The organism is Pedobacter sp. UYEF25 (assembly GCF_054061655.1).
This window is the reverse complement of the sequence record NZ_JBSSEL010000003.1, coordinates 278,147-296,352: the sequence shown is the minus strand read 5'-3', so window position 1 is coordinate 296,352 and position 18,206 is coordinate 278,147. Positions and strand designations below refer to the sequence as shown.

The following is an 18,206-nucleotide window of genomic DNA, read 5'->3' as shown; positions in this document are numbered from 1 at the left end:
ACCATGGAAAGACGAACAATTTTGAAAGGCATTATCGTAGGTGGCGTAACGCTTGGTACTTCATCAAAATCTTTCGTTTCCACTATGCAAACCAACCAGACAATGACTAAAAGTTTATCTCTAAAAGGAAATATCAATCAATCCGTTTGCCGATGGTGTTTTAGTAGTTTAGATGTAGATACCTTATGCAGGGAAGGTAAAAAATTAGGGCTTAAAGGCATTGATCTGGTTGGCCCCGAAGACTGGCCAACCCTAAAAAAACATGGTTTAACATCCAGCATGTGTAACGGTGCAGAGATTAATTTAGTAGATGGCTTTAACGACCTTAAATTTCACGATCAACTCATTCAAAACTACACCAAAATGATTCCTTTGGTTGCGGAGGCCGGCTATAAAAATTTAATCTGTTTTAGCGGTAGTCGTAGGGGAAAGGATGACGAAACTGGATGGAAAAATTGTGTTGAGGGACTTAAAAAAATTATTCCTTTGGCCGAAAAACACAATGTTGTCTTGGTCATGGAACTTCTAAATAGTAAAGTTAACCATAAGGATTATCAATGTGACAATACACCGTGGGGCGTAGAGCTATGTAAGCGTTTAGGTTCTGAATATTTTAAGTTGCTGTATGACATTTATCACATGCAAATTGATGAAGGCAACGTAATAAGTACCATCAACAATAACCATCAATACTTTGCGCACTACCATACAGCAGGTGTTCCGGGCCGTAATGAAATTGACGAAACACAAGAACTAAATTATCCGGCGATCATGGAAGCTATTTTAGCAACTGGGTTTAATGGATTTATAGCGCAGGAATTTATTCCTAAAAACAACGATAAATTAGCTTCCTTAAAAAAGGCAATTTTAATTTGCGACGTGTAGGTTTTGAATTTGGCAAATTAATGTGTCGGTAAACGGGCAAGCGTTTAATTGATTTTTGTAGCGAGTACACAAGTTTTTTTATACCTGGAAGTTTGTCCTTTTAGATCGAATACATCAAAAAGCACAATGTAAATGCCAACATTTGCTTTTGTCCCAGAATCTGTAAAACCATCCCAATTTAAACTTCCTTTGGTCGATATTGTCTGGTTTTTAAGCAATCGCTTAACTAAAACTCCCCGATCAGAAAATACATTTACAGTGGCAAATTTTTCGCCTGTGGCAAACTGATAATCGATTTGCAGGAAATCTTCGAATCCATCACCATCTGGCGAGAACGTTTTGGCTAACAAACTGACATACACATCCGCTCCGCTTTTCGATACTGAATTTTTATAAGTTGGTGTTGCAAAACCCGAGCTACTTGCAGCTGAAGTGAAATTACCGTTTGCATTTGTTGGCTCGGTAAAAGAAATTCGTTCTAAAGATACGCCATCAGTGTTCTTTAACAATAGATTGTGCATCTTTTCTGTGTAACTAAATCTGTCTATCCCTCTCCCATTACTTAAGAGGACAATAGTACCTTTATCGTTGTTAAAACCCGGCAGCGTAGTCATTTGTATAAATTGAGGTTGGTTTTCAGTCAGATAATTTTGCAAAATATTTTCAGAATTTGTTGTCAAAACCCAATAACTCCCCGGCTCAATAAGCACTGTTGAAGAAGTGATTTTCTTAACGTTTGCAGGATTTCCTTCTTCATCAACGTTAGCTAATTGTAGCTCTTTCAAATCTACCAATTCGGCAGTATTGTTGTAAATCTCTACAAAATCTACCCCATTCGGCCTTGGGTTAAACAATATTTCTGAAATTAAAACATCATTTTGAGCGATTTTTTTTGCTAAGAAAAGCTTAGCAAAATTGGCATTTGGATCGATCAAATTCCCTGCACAGTCTGTAATATTGCTAATCAACAGCATATTTTCCTTACCTCGGATCAAGGGCGTGCCAAAAGCCAACACAGCCTTATCGAAAATGGCGGAGGAAAATCTAATTTCGACAGGATTACCAACACCGTTATTAATTTGATAGTTAATTAATTTTGAGGCGGCTACACTATCTACAGGTTTTGAAAATACAATTTCTACCGTAACACTATCCACCACATTGTAACTAAGCAACCTTGGAATCTCGCTACTCACTTGAGCGCGATAAATAGAGTTTTGTTTCCCTGGAGTTCCACCCGATGCATCCATAGTTGCCCCCCAGTTTTGGATACCCGTACACACGTTTTTAGGATCTATAAGTTCAAAAGTATATCCTCCCTTTTTTTTCACATCGTCTTTATACCATCTATCCGAATAAGCAACTTTGTCTATTTCAACCCCTTGTGCATTTACCAATGTCAACACATCACCTGAATTATTCAGACTTGGCCAAGGAGATAAGCCAATCGTTTTCCCAAAGGGTTTGTATATTGAGGTATCGACCCGCGCGCATAAAACAATATGTGCTCCGGGTGCAATGGTATCCGCTTTAAATGTATACGTTGAAGTTATATCGCTGTATTTCCATCCAGTGGTGAGTAAATATTCATTGGTCGTATTCCAAAGCTCTACAAATTCGGTGTTGGGCAACCCAGGACTGTTCGACGGATTCGCAAAAATCTCATTAATCACCAAATCCCCCAGGCTCCCGCCATAAGCTTTTATGTAGAAAAAAGATTTGGATGCACCATCTACGATCCTATTGCCCTTTCTATCGGTTATTTCCTTTGACGAAAGTACATATGGTCCGCTGGTTAGTGGATTTTCAAAATGCAAAATATAACTTGCCGAATTAGTGCTCTGTTCTACTAAAACAGGATGCCCAACTTGACGATCTAAATTATAATTAAGCGGCAGCAAAGCTGATGAAGTATCCACAGATTCAGAAAAAACAATCTGGACACGTAGAGAATCCAGTACCGTAACGCCATTCATCTCTGGTGGAGTAACATCGGCAGTTAAATCTTCAATAGAAAAATCATCAAAAATATATTGGTTAAATCTTGACGCCGTAGCATATTTACACAAAACGCCAAAGTACGAAGACTCGACAAAACTTTTATCTAACACTGAGCCTTCTAATGTATAATTCCCACCTCCAAGCACATCTGTAAACAGGCTCCAATTCCCATTTAAATCTCTTGTAACTCTAATCTTGGCTTTTACCAAATTGCCGCTTAATCTATCTTTTGCAACGCTGCTAATTATCTTACTGGTAAACTTACCATTTTGCCGATAGAGATGAAAGGCATCTTTCATCCCTGTTTCCCCAATCTGAACGAAATATCCTTTTAAACTTCCTGTTAAGTTTGCCTCATCCGAAACCAGATAAATTCGAGTGAAGTTAGTAGAAGTTGGATCGAACTTTAATTGGACGAAAAATTCCCAACTTGTATTTAGACACAAGTCATTTTTGGTAGAGAGATAGATGGTTTGCGAAGCAAGTTTTTGCCCATTGCTTTGCAACTGCCCATCGGCATTAATCAAAAAAGATTCCGCATTTCCTTTCCAAGCTGGATTTTGGCTGAAATTTCGATCGTTAAAACCCTCAACAACTTGAGAAAAACAAACTTTAGAAATTAGAAGTAGCAAAAAGAGCGTAATTTTTAGCATATTTGGGCTCTAATAGAATGTCTTATAAATATAATTAATTAAAATGAAAGTTGCAGTAGTGGGTGCCACAGGTTTGGTGGGCACTGTAATGTTAAAGGTATTGGAAGAGAGAAATTTTCCGTTAACAGAGTTAATTCCAGTCGCATCAGAAAAAAGTGTGGGTAGGGAAATTACCTTTAAAGGAAAAAAATTTCCAATAGTAAGCATAGATACTGCCATAAGCATGCGTCCAGATATTGCTTTGTTTTCTGCAGGCGGTTCTACTTCTTTAGAACATGCTCCGCGTTTTAAGGAAGCTGGTACTACGGTGATCGACAATTCTTCTGCATGGCGCATGGATCCAAAAATCAAACTTATTGTACCAGAAGTAAACGCGCATGAGCTTTCTGTAGACAGCAAAATTATTGCGAATCCTAATTGTTCTACCATTCAAATGGTGGTAGTGCTTAAGCCTTTGCACGACAAATATAAAATTAGACGCGTAGTAGTCTCCACCTACCAATCTGTAACCGGAACCGGAGTAAAAGCAGTAGAGCAGATGATGAACGAACGTAAAGGCATCGTTGATGGCCCTATGGCCTATCCTTATCAAATCGACATGAACGTTCTGCCTCATATTGACGTGTTTACCGAAAATGGCTACACCAGAGAAGAGATCAAAATGATTAAGGAAACGAACAAGATCATGAGCGATGATAGCATTAGGATTACCGCTACCACAGTTCGTATACCCGTTTTAGGTGGTCATTCAGAATCAGTGAATATCGAATTTGAGAACGACTTTGATTTGAAAGAGGTTAGAAGTATCTTGGAAAGTGCGCCTGGAATTGTCGTAGTCGATGACGTGGCTAACTTAAAATACCCAATGCCAAAAGACGCTCATGAAAAAGATGAGGTTTTTGTCGGGAGAATTAGGAGAGATGAATCACAAGCAAAAACTCTAAATCTTTGGATTGTCGCAGATAATTTAAGGAAAGGCGCGGCTACAAACGCGGTACAAATTGCAGAATATTTGGTCAGAAAAGAGCTAGTGTAAAATACACTGAAGTTTACTGTTCAACTAAAAGATAAAAAAAAGATGCCCTAAAGGCATCTCTTTTTGTTTCCATGAAATACGGCTTGACGCCGCTTAAAAAATGATTTTGATGTTTATGCCATCTATTATTTAAATGAAAAAACTCGCCTTTATTGCATTATTTCTTTTTATAACATTTAATGCTTTCTCGCAAAATAGAATTGAAAACATTTCTAGCGCTTTCGACAAGTTATTAAGTGATGATCAAACAAAACATGCCGTTGCATCAATTTGTGTACTCAATGGCAACACAGGAAAAACATTGTACGCGCATAATGAGCAGGTCGGTTTAGCTACTGCCTCAACGCTGAAAACCATTACTGCAGCCACAGCGTTTAGTGTATTGGGCAAAGATTTTCAGTATCAAACCACATTGGTTTATAGTGGAAATATTGCTACGGACGGAACGTTAGACGGAAATTTGATTGTTGTAGGTAGCGGCGATCCAACGTTAGGATCTTGGCGATATGCAAATACCGAAAACGCAGTACTAACTATTTGGGTAAACGCCATTAAATCTGCGGGAATTAAAAAAATAAATGGTTCAATTATTGGAGACGATAGGATATTTGGCACTCAACGCCTGCCAGATGGTTGGATTTGGCAAGATATCGGCAACTATTATGGCGCTGGAACGAGTGGCTTAGCTTGGAGAGAAAACCAATTCGACATAAAATTAAAACCTGGGACGAGTTCTTCAAAAGAAGCAACTGTTGTTAAGACCGTACCTGAGATGCCATACTTACAAATCGTAAACGAATTGAAAACTGGCAGCAGTGGTAGTGGCGACAATGCTTACGCTTTCCTCCCAACTTACGGAAATACAGCGTACCTGCGCGGAAGCTGGGGCATAGGAATTAACAAATCTGGTATTTCGGCAGCGCTACCAGATCCCGCTTTTGACTGTGCATTTCGTCTGCAAGACACATTGAAACGTTTAGGTATTGTAGCAAATAAATCTACTACGACTGCCAGATTAATGATTGCCAATAAGGAGTCTTTTCCGAGCGCTGTACATAAATTAGCTACCATCAGTTCGCCAACACTTAGCGAAATGGTTTTCTGGTTTTTAAAGAAAAGCATAAATCTTTACGGCGAAACCCTCTTGAAAACCATAGCCCAGAAAGGAGGCAAAGAGGCAACAACTTCAAATGGTGCAGCGGTAGAGGTCGACTATTGGGCAAATAGGGGCATAGAAAAATCTTCATTAAATATTATAGACGGTAGCGGGCTTTCACCGGGCAACCGCATTACAACATCGGCTATGGCAACTGTCCTCTATCAGATCCAAAAGGAGGGTTGGTTTGCAGACTATTACAAGGCTATTCCCGAGTACAATGGAATGAAATTAAAAAGCGGCACCATAAACGATGTTTCTGCGTTTGCCGGATATCATACAGATCCCGCTGGAAACAAATATATAGTTGTGATAAATATTAACAATTATAGCGGTGGCGGGATACGAGAGAAAATTTTTAAAGTTTTAGACGAATTGAAATAATGTTTAAGCTATTGGGTTCACTCATATTCCTATCGTTTGCTGCGAACGCACAATTCTGCCCAACTCGGATTTTGGGACCTATTTTATTATTTTTAAACTATTTTTGAGTAAATCCGTCTATTTTGAATCCAAAGAAAGGAGTCGCATTTGTAATTCGCTCACTCGATTTGTCCGCTGTGCGTTGTGGCCAATTATCGCATTCTTTGCTAGTTTTAAAACTCACAAGCTATGGTGGGCGGCCTATTGAGCTCCCAATATCGTTTAGTCAGATAAAAAATTTGGCAATCATCTTCCAATAATCCTTAACTTTCCTTTAAGTAAAACATCAATCAACTACATCTTTTTTTTGCAGTTTTTCTGTCCATTGTTTAGAAAAAGATTTAACAGCTACTTTTGGCAATTCACGATGCTTTCCGAAACTCTTTTTAAAAAATGTTTTAAGTATAAAATTCTTAACTGATCCGCTGCAGAAATCCATCCACTTCCTGCTTTTCATCATTTTAGAAAACATTGTCCATCCAATTTCTTCAACCTTGCTATTTTGGTGATTTTCTGTGGCGTCTCTCCTATTCAATAGAAGCATTTTATGGATGTCAATTTTAACAGGGCATACTTCAGAACATTTTCCACATAAGGTAGAAGCATAGCTTAGATGCTTAAATTCTTCCATCCCTTTTAGATGCGGAGTAATTATTGAGCCAATTGGCCCACTATAGGTTGTATTGTAACTATGCCCGCCAATATTTTTATAAATTGGGCATGCGTTTAAACACGCACCGCAGCGGATGCAATATAAAGCTTGGCGTTGTTCTTTTTGGGCCAGCAAATTTGTCCTGCCATTATCCAATAAAACCACATACATTTCTTCTGGGCCGTCTGTTTCATCGACTTGTCGAGGGCCGGTTAAAATAGAATTATAGACCGTTAAATTTTGACCTGTGCCGTGAGAAGCCAAGAGCGGCCAAAATAAATCTAAATCCGCAATAGACGGGATAATTTTTTCGATTCCAACAATGGCAATATGAATTTTCGGAAAACTTGTGCATAAACGGGCATTCCCTTCATTTTCTGTAATTGCAATACTACCAGTATCTGCGATTAAAAAATTACCTCCAGAAATTCCAACATCAGCATTTAAGTATTTATCTCGAAGCAGCTCCCTGGCTTTTTGAGTAAGTTGCTGCGGGGTGGCATCAGTAGGAGTTCCAAACTTTTCATGAAAAAGTTCCGCAATTTCTATGGCGCTCAGGTGCATTGCCGGGGTAACAATGTGGTAGGGTGGTTGCCCCAAAAGCTGTACGATAAATTCCCCTAAATCACTTTCCAAGGATTCGATGTTGTTTTTCTCCAAAAAATCATTTAAGTGAATCTCCTCCGTAGTCATCGATTTAGATTTGATAACTGTTTTGGCATTGCTTTTCTGAATGATTCTTAAGATCTCCCGTTGTGCTTCCTCTACATCATTTGCCCATATAATTTTCCCACCCCGTCGCAGAAAATTAGATTCAAATTCGGGTAAAAATTTATCTAGATTTTCCATGACACGCCACTTTACAAGGTGCGCTTTCTTCTTGGAACTCTCTAGATCCTCGAACTTCTCCAGACCTCGTGCAACAGCAGAATTGTATTTGCCTATGTTGTAATTGATGGTTTTACGGTGTTTTAAATCGAATGCCTTTTCATCGGCCTTTTCCAAAAATTCTTCGGCAGTTTTAATCATAGATCAAAGATATGAAAAACCGTTGGCAGGAAAAATGATCTTCAAAAAAAGCCCTTTCAATAAACATTGAAAGGGCTGAATTCCTTATTTTTTTTACTCGAACTTAAGGTTTCAATGGATTTCCTTTTCCATCCATGTCAACAATTGGTCTTTTAGCCCCATTCGCCAATTCCCAAGCCGTAAAATAGGTAAGTTTAGCCCGTTTGCACAACAACCCAAAATGGATTTTGCTCACTTCATCGCCTGGTTGGTGATAATCTTGTTGCAACATACCGTCGTAGTAAAAAATAATTGGAATACCTAATTTCGCGAAATTGTAATGATCGGAACGATAATAGATACGCTCTGGGTCTTTCGGATCATCGTATTTATAATTTAATTTCATTTTCGTATAAGTGGCATTTACTTGTTCGCTAAGTTTGCCCAAGCCGCTGCTTAACATATTAGAACCGATAGAGTAAATGTAATTTGCAGAATCTGCCTTACCCAAATATTCTTCCCCAATACGGCCAATCATATCTGTATTTAAATCTGCAATGGTATTTTTTACAGGAAAAATAGGATGGTCAGAATACCATTCAGAACCCCACAAACCTTTTTCCTCGCCAACAACTGTCATAAACAAGATACTTCTTTTAGGTCCTTTACCTGCTTTTTTCGCATCAGTAAATGCCTTAGCCATCAGCAAAACACCTGTCGTCCCAGAACCATCATCATCTGCGCCATTATTTACTTTATCTGTAGCGTTTGGATCATTCACCATTCCGATATGGTCATAATGGCCAGTAATGATTAATACTTCGTTCTTTAAATTTGGATCGCTGCCTTCTAAATAGCCCAAGACATTCTCGCAGCGCACAGGTTTTTGGGTTTTCATCGCGCTAGCAGAAATCGCCACATTTATAGTTTTGGAGGCAGGTTTCATTGTTGCTGAAATGGTATGCTGAACAGAATCTACACTTGTGCCCGCGGCCTTTAATATTATGTTCGCGGTCGCAGTAGAAATAGACACAGAAATAAATGGATCTGACCCAGCCGCTGCATTGAGGTCAGTGGCCTTCTTTACAGAAACGACCCCTGCTTTTTGTCGTTCAATCATATAAGGAGAAGTTTTATCAAGAGCAGGGTCTATTAATATCACTGCTTTTGCCTTATTTTGATTCAAATAGCTCATTTTTTTGTAGCGAGCCATCATTGCCTGTCTTCTATCCAATTTCTCTCCTGTTTTTAGAGTTGGGTCTCCGATTGCAAAAAGCATAACTACTTTTCCAGAAACATCGATGTTTTTAAAATCATTATATTCTCCATTTTGTACGCCGTAACCTGCAAAAACAATTTCGTCAGCGCTAAATGTAAATCCATTCGGGCCAACTGCATTGTTTGAGATTACGAAATCCTTGAATGCTTCTTGGGGTTGCCCATTTATTGTAAGCATACGCTGGGTAATGCTGTCGCTTACTAAGTCTATTTTTTGAAAATATTCGCCATTTACAGGGCCTTTTAATCCTATTGATTTGAAATATTTACGGATGTAGTCTGCCGCCATCCATGCGCCTCTGGTACCGGTTTCTCTACCTTCGTATTCATCAGAGGCTAAAACTGATAAATGTTTAAAAGCGGCTTCAGGATTAATCGCTTTGCTAAATTTAACAGCATTATTATTAACTGCTAGGGGCTTTACCTGCGCAAAACAGCTCGTACCAAATATAGCCAGGACTGAAATAGCTAAAAGTTTTTTATTCATGATTGGATAGTTAGTTTAAAGCAAAATTTTATCGATTCTTTTTTGATGTCTGCCGCCCTCAAAAACTGTGTTTAAGAAAACGGTTGTAATTTCTTTTGCATCCGGTAAAGATACAAATCGGGCCGGAATACAAAGGATGTTTGCATTATTGTGCTTTCTGATAAGCGAAGCAATTTCTGGTAGCCAACATATTCCTGCCCTGATTGATTGGTGTTTGTTGGCAGTAATGGCAACCCCATTTGCAGAACCGCAAAGTAAAACTCCATAATCAAATTTGCCACTTGCTACAGCCTCGGCAACTGCGTGAGCAAAATCTGGATAGTCTACCGAGGTGGAATTAAACGGGCCGAAATCTTCAATTTCGTACCCAATTAGGTGGTTGATTAATGATGTTTTGCAGTCAAAGCCAGCATGATCAGAACCTATGGCTAGTTTCAATTTCAATCGGTTGAATTTTGGTTTATAATTTTAGTGTTTTCACCTATTTTGCATAAAATTCTGCTTCTGCTTTTTTCTTCTGACGTTCTATGTAAGCTGAAACATAAATACTTAATTCATACAGCAGAAATAAAGGTGTTGCAACAATCATCATCGTCATAATATCTGGTGTAGGCGTAACGATTGCTGCAATAATTAAAATGATAACAGTCGCATATCTCCTGCTAGATCTCATTAACTTTGGAGTCATTAAGCCAAGTTTAGAGAGGATAAAAATTACAATTGGCAATTCAAAAATAATTCCCGTGCCCAAAGTAAGCGTTGCTACGGATGATAAATAGGAATCGACTGTGAATGTATTCTCAATTTCCTTACTTACCGTGTAGCCTGTTAAAAAGTTAACAGAAAGTGGACAAACGATGAAGTAGCCAAATAATATACCGACTATAAAAAGTGCCGATGCAAAGAAAACAAAGCCACTAGCAGATTTTCTTTCATTTTCTAAAAGAGCGGGTTTAATGAATCGCCAAATTTCCCATAACAAATAGGGGAAGCCAACAATAATACCTGCCATTACACAAACGCTTAACTGCAGATTAAACTGCCCAGCCATTTCCGTATTAATTATTTTACCATTTATCTGGGTAATGCAAAGACCTTCGCCCAGAGAGGGGAAGTGCTCCACCAACTTGCACAGCATCCTATAAGTCCAAAAACTTGGTTTCTTTGGGCCGAAAATAATGCTATCTAAAATAAACTCGTTGAAATAGAAAGCTACACCAGTTAACACACCAATTACAATTACCGCTCTGATTAAGTGTTTTCTAAGCACGTCTATATGGTCGAAAAATGACATTTCTGCTTCTAAGGATTTACCTTTTTCTCCTATGGTTTTAAGCAGGGGTTTTCTTTCTAGTTTTTCGCTCATGTTGTAAATAAAAATACCATTCTTTTATGCTAGAATGGTATCTACGTGGTAAAGATAAAAATAGTTTAAGAATAATGCGTAAATACTTCTTATTCTGAAAATTCGAAGGTTTCCATAAACTTCGTCGTAAAATTTCCGGCTCTAAAGTTTGGGTCTTTCATTAATTGCATATGAAACGGAATGGTTGTTTTTACGCCTTCAATTACAAATTCCCCTAAAGCGCGCTCCATTGTGCAGATGGCCTCTTCTCTAGATTGTGCCACACAAATCAGTTTAGCAATCATAGAGTCGTAATTTGGCGGAATCTGATAGCCTGCATAAACATGCGTGTCAACACGAACGCCGTGCCCTCCTGGAGAATGGAAATTGGTGATTCTACCCGGCGATGGACGAAAACCATTAAAAGGATCTTCTGCATTTATGCGACACTCGATGGCATGCATGTCCGGGAAATAGTTTTTCCCAGAAATAGGAATACCTGCAGCCACTTTTATCTGTTCCTTAATTAAATCGAAATTTATTACCTCTTCTGTTACCGGATGTTCTACCTGGATTCGGGTATTCATTTCCATGAAATAGAAATTACGATGTTTATCAACCAAGAATTCAATAGTGCCGGCTCCTTCATATTGTACAGCAACAGCGCCTTTTATAGCTGCTTCACCCATCCTCAACCTAAGTTCATCGGTCATAAATGGTGATGGTGATTCCTCTACCAACTTTTGATGGCGACGTTGGATCGAACAATCTCTTTCTGATAAATGGCAGGCTGTTCCATACTGATCTCCAATAATTTGAATCTCAATATGACGCGGATCTTCGATGTATTTTTCTAGGTATAATCCATCATTTCCAAAAGCTGCACCAGACTCTTGTTTGGCGCTATCCCAAGCATGTTCAAACTCTTCATCTTTCCAAACTACTCGCATGCCCTTCCCTCCGCCGCCTGCAGTTGCCTTTAATATGATGGGATAACCCATTTCGTTGGCTATTTTAATGCCTTCTTTAATAGTTGTAAGCAATCCCTCAGAGCCTGGAATAGTCGGTACACCTGCTTTTTTCATGGTTTCCTTTGCGGAAGCTTTATCTCCCATACCATTAATCTGCTCTGGTGTTGCTCCAATAAATTTGATGTTGTATTCCCTACATATGTTGGAAAATCGAGCGTTTTCAGAGAGAAAGCCATAACCAGGATGTATTGCATCAGCATTAGTCAATTCTGCTGCCGAGATAATATTTGGAATATTTAGGTAAGAGTCTTTACTAGGTGGTGGGCCAATGCAAACGGCCTCATCGGCAAAGCGAACATGTAAACTTTCCCTGTCTGCAGTAGAATAAACCGCGACAGTTTTTATACCCATCTCCTTGCACGTCCGGATGATGCGCAACGCTATTTCACCCCGGTTTGCAATTAATATTTTTTTAAACATAATGTGTTTATTTTCGTCGCCTCGGTTTATCTGAGGTCTTTATCTGTAAATGAAAAATGCTGAAACTAGTTCAGCACGACGGTTTGTTTAAAATGGCTCTACTAAAAATAACGGCTGATCGTATTCGATGGGCGATGAATTGTCCACCAAAATCTTGACAATTCGGCCAGAAACTTCGCTTTCTATCTCGTTAAAAAGTTTCATTGCTTCAATAATACAAAGCACTTTTCCTGGCGAAACATCATCGCCAACATTTACAAACAGGGGCTTATCAGGACTTGATGAACGATAAAATGTGCCAATCATTGGCGATTTTATGGTGATAAAATTAGATTCCTCTGCACTAGCGGCAACAGCTGCAGCTGATGCAGCATCTGCGGTTGGTGCTGCTGCTACCGGAGCAGCTGCCTGAAGAAGTGGCGCTTGTGGAAAACCAGCATGCACCACCGTATGTTCTTGATTTGTTTTGATGGTAATTTTGAAGTTTTCTTGCTCAATGGCAACTTCGTTTACGCCCGATTTAGCAACAAATTTAATGAGGTCTTGTATTTGTTTGATGTCCATTTTTTAAGCTTGTTTTGTCAAAAATAGTCTTGATTAAAAAACTAAGTTATACTTTTTTATTTTAATTTGTGACTGCAAAAAATTTTTTCTGTTTTGTTTTTAATTGGTGATTACACGGAATCATATGCCCATTTTAGATAAACGGAACCCCACGTAAAACCGCCTCCAAAAGCCGCTAAAATAATGTTATCGCCTTTTTTCAACTTAGTTTCCCACTCCCATAAACAAAGTGGAATGGTTCCGTTTGTAGTATTTCCATAACGTTCTATATTAATCATAACCTTATCCGTTCCCACGCCCATCCTGTTGGCAGTTGCATCTATAATGCGTTTGTTAGCCTGGTGCGGCACAAGCCATGCGACATCATCTGCGGTAAGTTTGTTTCGTTCCATAATCTCTGCAGCAACATCTGCCATATTTGTAACTGCAAATTTAAAAACAACAGGTCCCTCTTGGTGCGCATAATGTAAATCTGCATCTATACTCTCGTGGGTTGCAGGAATAACAGAGCCACCACCCTTCATGCCAAGATAATCCCTCCCAGATCCATCTGTCCTTAAAATGGTATCTAACATTCCAAAACCTTCCTCATTTGGCTCTAACAATGCGCAACCGCAACCGTCACCAAAAATAATGCAGGTACTTCGATCTTTATAATTTACGATGGCAGACATTTTATCACCACCCACAACAAGAACTTTTTTATGTTTACCAGACTCGATAAATGCTGCACCTGTTGATAGACCAAAGATAAATCCCGAACACGCTGCCTGCAAGTCATAACCCCATGCGTTTATAGCCCCTATTTTATCTGCCAATACGTTTGCTGTTGCTGGAAATGTAAAATCGGGTGTGGTGGTACAAAAAATAATAAGCTCTATTTCTTTTGCATCTATTCCTCTTTTCTTGAGCAAACCATTTACAGCGTGCACCGCCATATCAGACGTTCCAAGTCCTTCACCTTTTAAAACCCTTCTTTCTTTTATACCAGTTCTGGAGGTTATCCATTCATCAGAAGTATCCACCATGGTCTCTAATTCTGCATTGGTAAGTACATAATCAGGAACATAGCCATTTACTGCTGTGATAGCAGCGTGAATTTTACTCATTTTTATTTATTTAAACGCAAATGTTATTTTGTCTACCAATTTAGTGTAAATCATATCTCTAGATTGAAAGATCATATTTTTTACGGCAGTTGGACTAGATATTCCGTGTCCAATAACTACTGGCGCATTTACGCCTAAAATCGGACTTCCACCATATTGTTCATAATTAAAACGGTCGAAAAAATCGTCTTTGAGACCTATTTTTAATGTTAGTACGTAGAATGATTCGGCCATTTTAAGCATAATGTTTCCCGTAAACCCGTCGCAAACAATTACGTCTGCAATGTCGTTAAACAAATCTCTACCCTCTACATTGCCTATAAAGTTAAAGGTACTATTTTTCATTAAAGGAAAAGCGGCCATACTTAATAAATTTCCTTTCTCGTCTTCTTCTCCAATATTGATGAGGCCAACTTTGGGGTTTTGTAGCTGCATCATGTGTGTGGCATAAATGCTACCAAGAATGCCAAATTGCGGCAAATACTCAGGTTTGCAATCTGCGTTTGCACCAACATCTAACATAAGGCCAGTTCCCCCTTTTATTTTAGGAAGAATGGTCGTTAAGCAAGGTCTATGAATACCAGGGATTGCTTTTACGCTGTAAAGCGCGCCAACAAGCATGGCTCCGGAATTTCCGGCGCTTGCAAAAGCATCAAGTTTTCCACCTTTAAGTAGGCTAAAACCAACAGCAATACTGGAATTGGGTTTCTGTATAATGGCTTTGGTAGGATGTTCGCCCATACCAATAACTTCTTCGGTATGTACAAACTCAAAATGATCAGGATTGAAACCTTCTTCCGCTAGAATTGGTTTAATCTGATTTGCATTACCAATAAGCACCAAATGCTCATCAGCCTTTAAATATTTATGGGCAGCAATGGCTCCCAAAACAATTGCTTTGGGAGCATGGTCTCCGCCCATGATGTCAAGACCTATTTTCATAGAAAAATATGTATGTATTTAAGTTAGGCGCTACCTAGGGTTATAAAAGACTAAGGTATGACTAAAGAAGTCGAAAACACAAACAATTTTTTGAGAATATTACCCAATTTGAGTGTTCTCAATTACAAGTTTACCGTTGTAATATAAATTCCCATCAACGTTGTAGGCACGGTGAGGAACATGTATAGCACCTGTAGCTGAGCAAGTTGACAAAGAAGGCAATACCGCTTTATAATGTGTTCTTCTTTTATTTTTTCTCTGTTTCGAGATTTTCCGTTTTGGATGTGCCATGTTATTTTTTTAATTATTTTTTAACTTATTAAGAGCCTCCCAACGTGGGTCGGATGTTTTTTCTTCTTCTTTCTGGTGCGTTAAACTTAGCTGTTCCAATCGCGCAATCATTTCCTCATCGCAACTAAGTCCCGCTTGCTCACAATGCTTAATAAAAGGCACACTCACATTTATCATTTCATAAAGAACTTTAGAAATATCTATTTCAGCTTCTTTACGGTGTAAACTGATGATCTCCTCATCGTCGCTTTCCAAATCATCACCGGCAAACTTTACAATTTGCCTTTCTTCAACACTTATCGGCAATGGAAAATTACTTAAACACTTATCGCAGTTTAAATTTACAGTACCAAAAATTTTAAAATTTAACAGCAACATTGTTTCTTGCTTCTCCAATTCCACGTTTACTTTCAAATCCCCACTTTTTATCAACGAATAATCAAATGCGTCAAAAAACGAGTCATCAAGTTGATAATCAAATTGATGAACTCCAAGTTTAAGGCCGGTAAAAGGGATTGAAAATTGTTTTAACGGTTTCAAAGTACTTCAAATTTTAGCCTGCAAATGTATGGATAAATTTACGAGATTAAAAATGTTTTTATAAATCAGTGCGGCTTCACTTTGTTTTTTATAAGATATAGATAACTCAAATATTTTTTTAACCACCCTGTTTTTTTCTTTGGTGGATATTATGTTTGGGCCTACAGGTATGTAATCTAATTTTATTTTTAAAAAAGGCAGCAAAATGATCATCTTTATCAATTATGATGAGCACTTTTTCTATCGCTACCATTTTTTTTCTGCTGGGATGTTTATTATTGGGCGTGCTGTATGCCTGGCTGCTCTATACAACTAAAAGCAGCTTAGACAAAAAATATAAAGTTAGTTTGTCGGTAATTAGAACCCTGTTGGTAGCAGTTATTGCTTTTTTGCTGTTTGCGCCATTATTAAAGTTTACAGAATATACCTTGCAGAAACCAGTACTGATTATTGGTCAAGACAATTCGATTTCTATTAAGCAAGTGGAGCCGAAGGGTTTCGATAGACAACTGTATCAAAGTAATTTTAAAGCTTTACAAAAAGCCTTATCAAAAAAGTTCGATGTACAAACCTATCATTTTGGCGACCAAATTGGCGAAGATTTTGATTTTTCGTATCAGTCAAAACTAACCGACGGATCAGCTTTTTTTAAAAAAATTAAGGAAGAATATGTAAATAGAAATATAGGAGCAGTTATTTTAGCAACCGATGGAATATTTAATAAGGGTTCCAATCCACTTTATGGTTTGGAAAATTTAAAATCGCCCGTCTACACAATAGCGCTTGGAGACACGATGCCAAAACGGGATGCAGTTGTTGAAGGGGTAAATTATAACAATATCGTTTACCAAAATGATAATTTTACCGCAGAGGTGCTGGTTAAAATTTTTGGTGGTGATGGAGAATCAGCACAACTAGCTTTAGCTTCAAACGGAAAAACCATACAGAGGCGAAATATTTTAATTAGGGGAAAGGCATTTTTCCAAACCATTTCTCTAAAAATTAAAGCAGATAGACTAGGACTGCAGAAATTTACGGTAGAAATTAATCCATTAAAAAATGAAATTACAACCAAAAACAATTCTCAAACTTTTTATGTTGAGGTAATTGGCGGGTCTCAAAAGGTGCTTTTGGCAGCTGGCGCGCCTCATCCAGATTTAGCAGTGTTAAAAAATGCTATCTCTAGCAATAAGCATTTTGAAGTTACGCTCGCTCTTGCAGCTCAGCTGAATGAGTTAAAGCCGAAAACTTTCGATGTGATAATCCTTTATCAATTGCCAGACGCTAATAATTTATACAAGAATTTTTTCATCAATTTGCGCGAAGCACAAAAGCCGACTTGGTTTATTTTAGGTGGACAAACAGATATAACTGGATTTAATCAATTTCAGAAATCGGTAAATTTAGATGCAACAAACAGAAGTTTACAAGAAACATATCCGGTCTTAACAGATAATTTTACCGCCTTTAATTTGGGGCAAGGCGAAGAGAAATTAATGAGCAGGTTAGATCCCCTTTTGAGTCCTTTTGGACGGATAAATGCCTCTACAAGTACAACCGCTATCCTAAATCAGCGCATCGGTAAGATAAGTACAAATTCACCACTGCTCTTCTTTACTGATGAAAATGAGCAGAAATTCGGATTTTTAATGGGCGAGGGACTTTGGAGATGGAAATTGAATGAGGCCGAAAATGAAGACACTTCTGGTTTTGTCCAGGATCTAATTTTTAAAACGGTTCAATACCTGGCTGCAAAAGATGATAAGAGACGTTTTAAAATAGCTGCCCTAAAACCTAGATATGAAGAAAATGAAGAGGTTAATTTAAATGCAACGCTCTATAACAAAAGCTACCAACCAATAAATGAGCCTGAAGTAAATCTAGTTTTAAAAAACCAAACCGGTAAAAGTTTCAATTATGTCTTTTCCAAATCGACACTTGGTTATCGATTGAGCATGGTCAATTTGCCACCTGGAAACTACACTTTTACAGGAAATACGACACTAGGTAAGGAAAAATTTTCGGCGATAGGAGGATTTTATATTACATCTGTGTTGACTGAGTATATACAGACCACTGCAGACCATAGGTTGCTAAATGCAATGGCGAAGCAAAGTGGAGGCAAAATGTTTATGCCAGAAAACCTAATGAAAATTGCGGATGAAGTCTCTAAAAATGAGAATATTAAGACCATTAGCTACGAAGATCGGCAGTATGTAGCGCTTATAAACCTGAAATGGTTATTTGCTTTTATTCTAGCGTTGCTAAGTACCGAGTGGTTTTTAAGAAAACGGAATGGTGCAATTTAGTGTTTCACAAATTAATTAATCCACCCACAATAACTAAGCTGCAATTGCCAAATAATATGTCTAACCATTGGCAAAT

The 18,206-nt window shown here is 38.2% G+C and carries 15 protein-coding genes; 4 read left to right on the top strand and 11 right to left on the bottom strand.

Features of this window, described 5'->3' with window-relative positions:
* Window positions 1-3 precede the first annotated feature (3 nt).
* Complete coding sequence (locus ACVWYG_RS05270) at window positions 4-885, top strand: hydroxypyruvate isomerase family protein (RefSeq protein WP_457269107.1); 882 nt, start codon at window positions 4-6, stop codon at window positions 883-885.
* Window positions 886-929: 44 nt separating this feature from the next.
* Here the strand turns inward: ACVWYG_RS05270 and ACVWYG_RS05265 are convergent, their stop codons facing one another.
* Window positions 930-3,539, bottom strand: a complete 2,610-nt coding sequence (locus ACVWYG_RS05265) for a lamin tail domain-containing protein (protein ID WP_457269106.1) — start codon at window positions 3,537-3,539, stop codon at window positions 930-932.
* A gap of 43 nt (window positions 3,540-3,582) precedes the next feature.
* Between ACVWYG_RS05265 and ACVWYG_RS05260 the strand changes: the two genes are divergently transcribed.
* Together ACVWYG_RS05260 and dacB are read left to right on the top strand one after the other, a co-directional pair.
* A complete protein-coding gene (locus ACVWYG_RS05260) occupies window positions 3,583-4,575 on the top strand; it encodes an aspartate-semialdehyde dehydrogenase (protein ID WP_457269105.1) in 993 nt (330 codons plus the stop codon).
* Between the two features lie 133 nt (window positions 4,576-4,708).
* Complete coding sequence (gene dacB, locus ACVWYG_RS05255) at window positions 4,709-6,115, top strand: D-alanyl-D-alanine carboxypeptidase/D-alanyl-D-alanine endopeptidase (RefSeq protein WP_457269104.1); 1,407 nt, start codon at window positions 4,709-4,711, stop codon at window positions 6,113-6,115.
* 325 nt (window positions 6,116-6,440) lie between these two features.
* Here dacB and ACVWYG_RS05250 read toward each other — a convergent pair whose 3' ends face one another.
* The 10 genes from ACVWYG_RS05250 to ACVWYG_RS05205 form a co-directional block, all read right to left on the bottom strand.
* A complete protein-coding gene (locus tag ACVWYG_RS05250; RefSeq protein WP_457269103.1) occupies window positions 6,441-7,835 on the bottom strand; it encodes a LutB/LldF family L-lactate oxidation iron-sulfur protein in 1,395 nt (464 codons plus the stop codon).
* A 103-nt stretch (window positions 7,836-7,938) separates the two neighbouring features.
* On the bottom strand, window positions 7,939-9,579 hold the full coding sequence (locus tag ACVWYG_RS05245; RefSeq protein ID WP_457269102.1) for a M28 family peptidase: 1,641 nt from the start codon (window positions 9,577-9,579) through the stop codon (window positions 7,939-7,941).
* A 15-nt stretch (window positions 9,580-9,594) separates the two neighbouring features.
* Window positions 9,595-10,017 (bottom strand): ribose 5-phosphate isomerase B, encoded by a 423-nt coding sequence (rpiB, locus tag ACVWYG_RS05240; RefSeq protein WP_457269173.1) that lies wholly within the window; start codon window positions 10,015-10,017, stop codon window positions 9,595-9,597.
* A gap of 43 nt (window positions 10,018-10,060) precedes the next feature.
* Window positions 10,061-10,945: a twin-arginine translocase subunit TatC gene (gene tatC, locus ACVWYG_RS05235; protein WP_457269101.1), complete on the bottom strand. Its 885-nt coding sequence runs from the start codon at window positions 10,943-10,945 to the stop codon at window positions 10,061-10,063.
* An 89-nt stretch (window positions 10,946-11,034) separates the two neighbouring features.
* Complete coding sequence (gene accC / locus ACVWYG_RS05230) at window positions 11,035-12,375, bottom strand: acetyl-CoA carboxylase biotin carboxylase subunit (protein WP_457269100.1); 1,341 nt, start codon at window positions 12,373-12,375, stop codon at window positions 11,035-11,037.
* A gap of 87 nt (window positions 12,376-12,462) precedes the next feature.
* Window positions 12,463-12,939, bottom strand: a complete 477-nt coding sequence (accB, locus tag ACVWYG_RS05225; RefSeq protein WP_457269099.1) for an acetyl-CoA carboxylase biotin carboxyl carrier protein — start codon at window positions 12,937-12,939, stop codon at window positions 12,463-12,465.
* 110 nt (window positions 12,940-13,049) lie between these two features.
* The gene (locus ACVWYG_RS05220) at window positions 13,050-14,048 is read right to left on the bottom strand and encodes a beta-ketoacyl-ACP synthase III (RefSeq protein ID WP_457269098.1); all 999 of its coding nucleotides are present in this window, start codon (window positions 14,046-14,048) and stop codon (window positions 13,050-13,052) included.
* Between the two features lie 6 nt (window positions 14,049-14,054).
* Window positions 14,055-14,990 (bottom strand): phosphate acyltransferase PlsX, encoded by a 936-nt coding sequence (gene plsX, locus ACVWYG_RS05215; RefSeq protein WP_457269097.1) that lies wholly within the window; start codon window positions 14,988-14,990, stop codon window positions 14,055-14,057.
* 99 nt (window positions 14,991-15,089) lie between these two features.
* A complete protein-coding gene (gene rpmF / locus ACVWYG_RS05210; RefSeq protein WP_457269096.1) occupies window positions 15,090-15,281 on the bottom strand; it encodes a 50S ribosomal protein L32 in 192 nt (63 codons plus the stop codon).
* A gap of 9 nt (window positions 15,282-15,290) precedes the next feature.
* Window positions 15,291-15,821, bottom strand: coding sequence for a YceD family protein (locus tag ACVWYG_RS05205; RefSeq protein WP_457269095.1), 531 nt, complete (start codon window positions 15,819-15,821; stop codon window positions 15,291-15,293).
* A 224-nt stretch (window positions 15,822-16,045) separates the two neighbouring features.
* On the opposite strand from ACVWYG_RS05205, the gene ACVWYG_RS05200 reads away from it, so the two are divergent.
* Window positions 16,046-18,130 carry a hypothetical protein gene (locus tag ACVWYG_RS05200; protein WP_457269094.1) on the top strand — a complete coding sequence of 695 codons (2,085 nt, stop codon included), beginning with the start codon at window positions 16,046-16,048 and terminating at the stop codon, window positions 18,128-18,130.
* Window positions 18,131-18,206 lie beyond the last annotated feature (76 nt).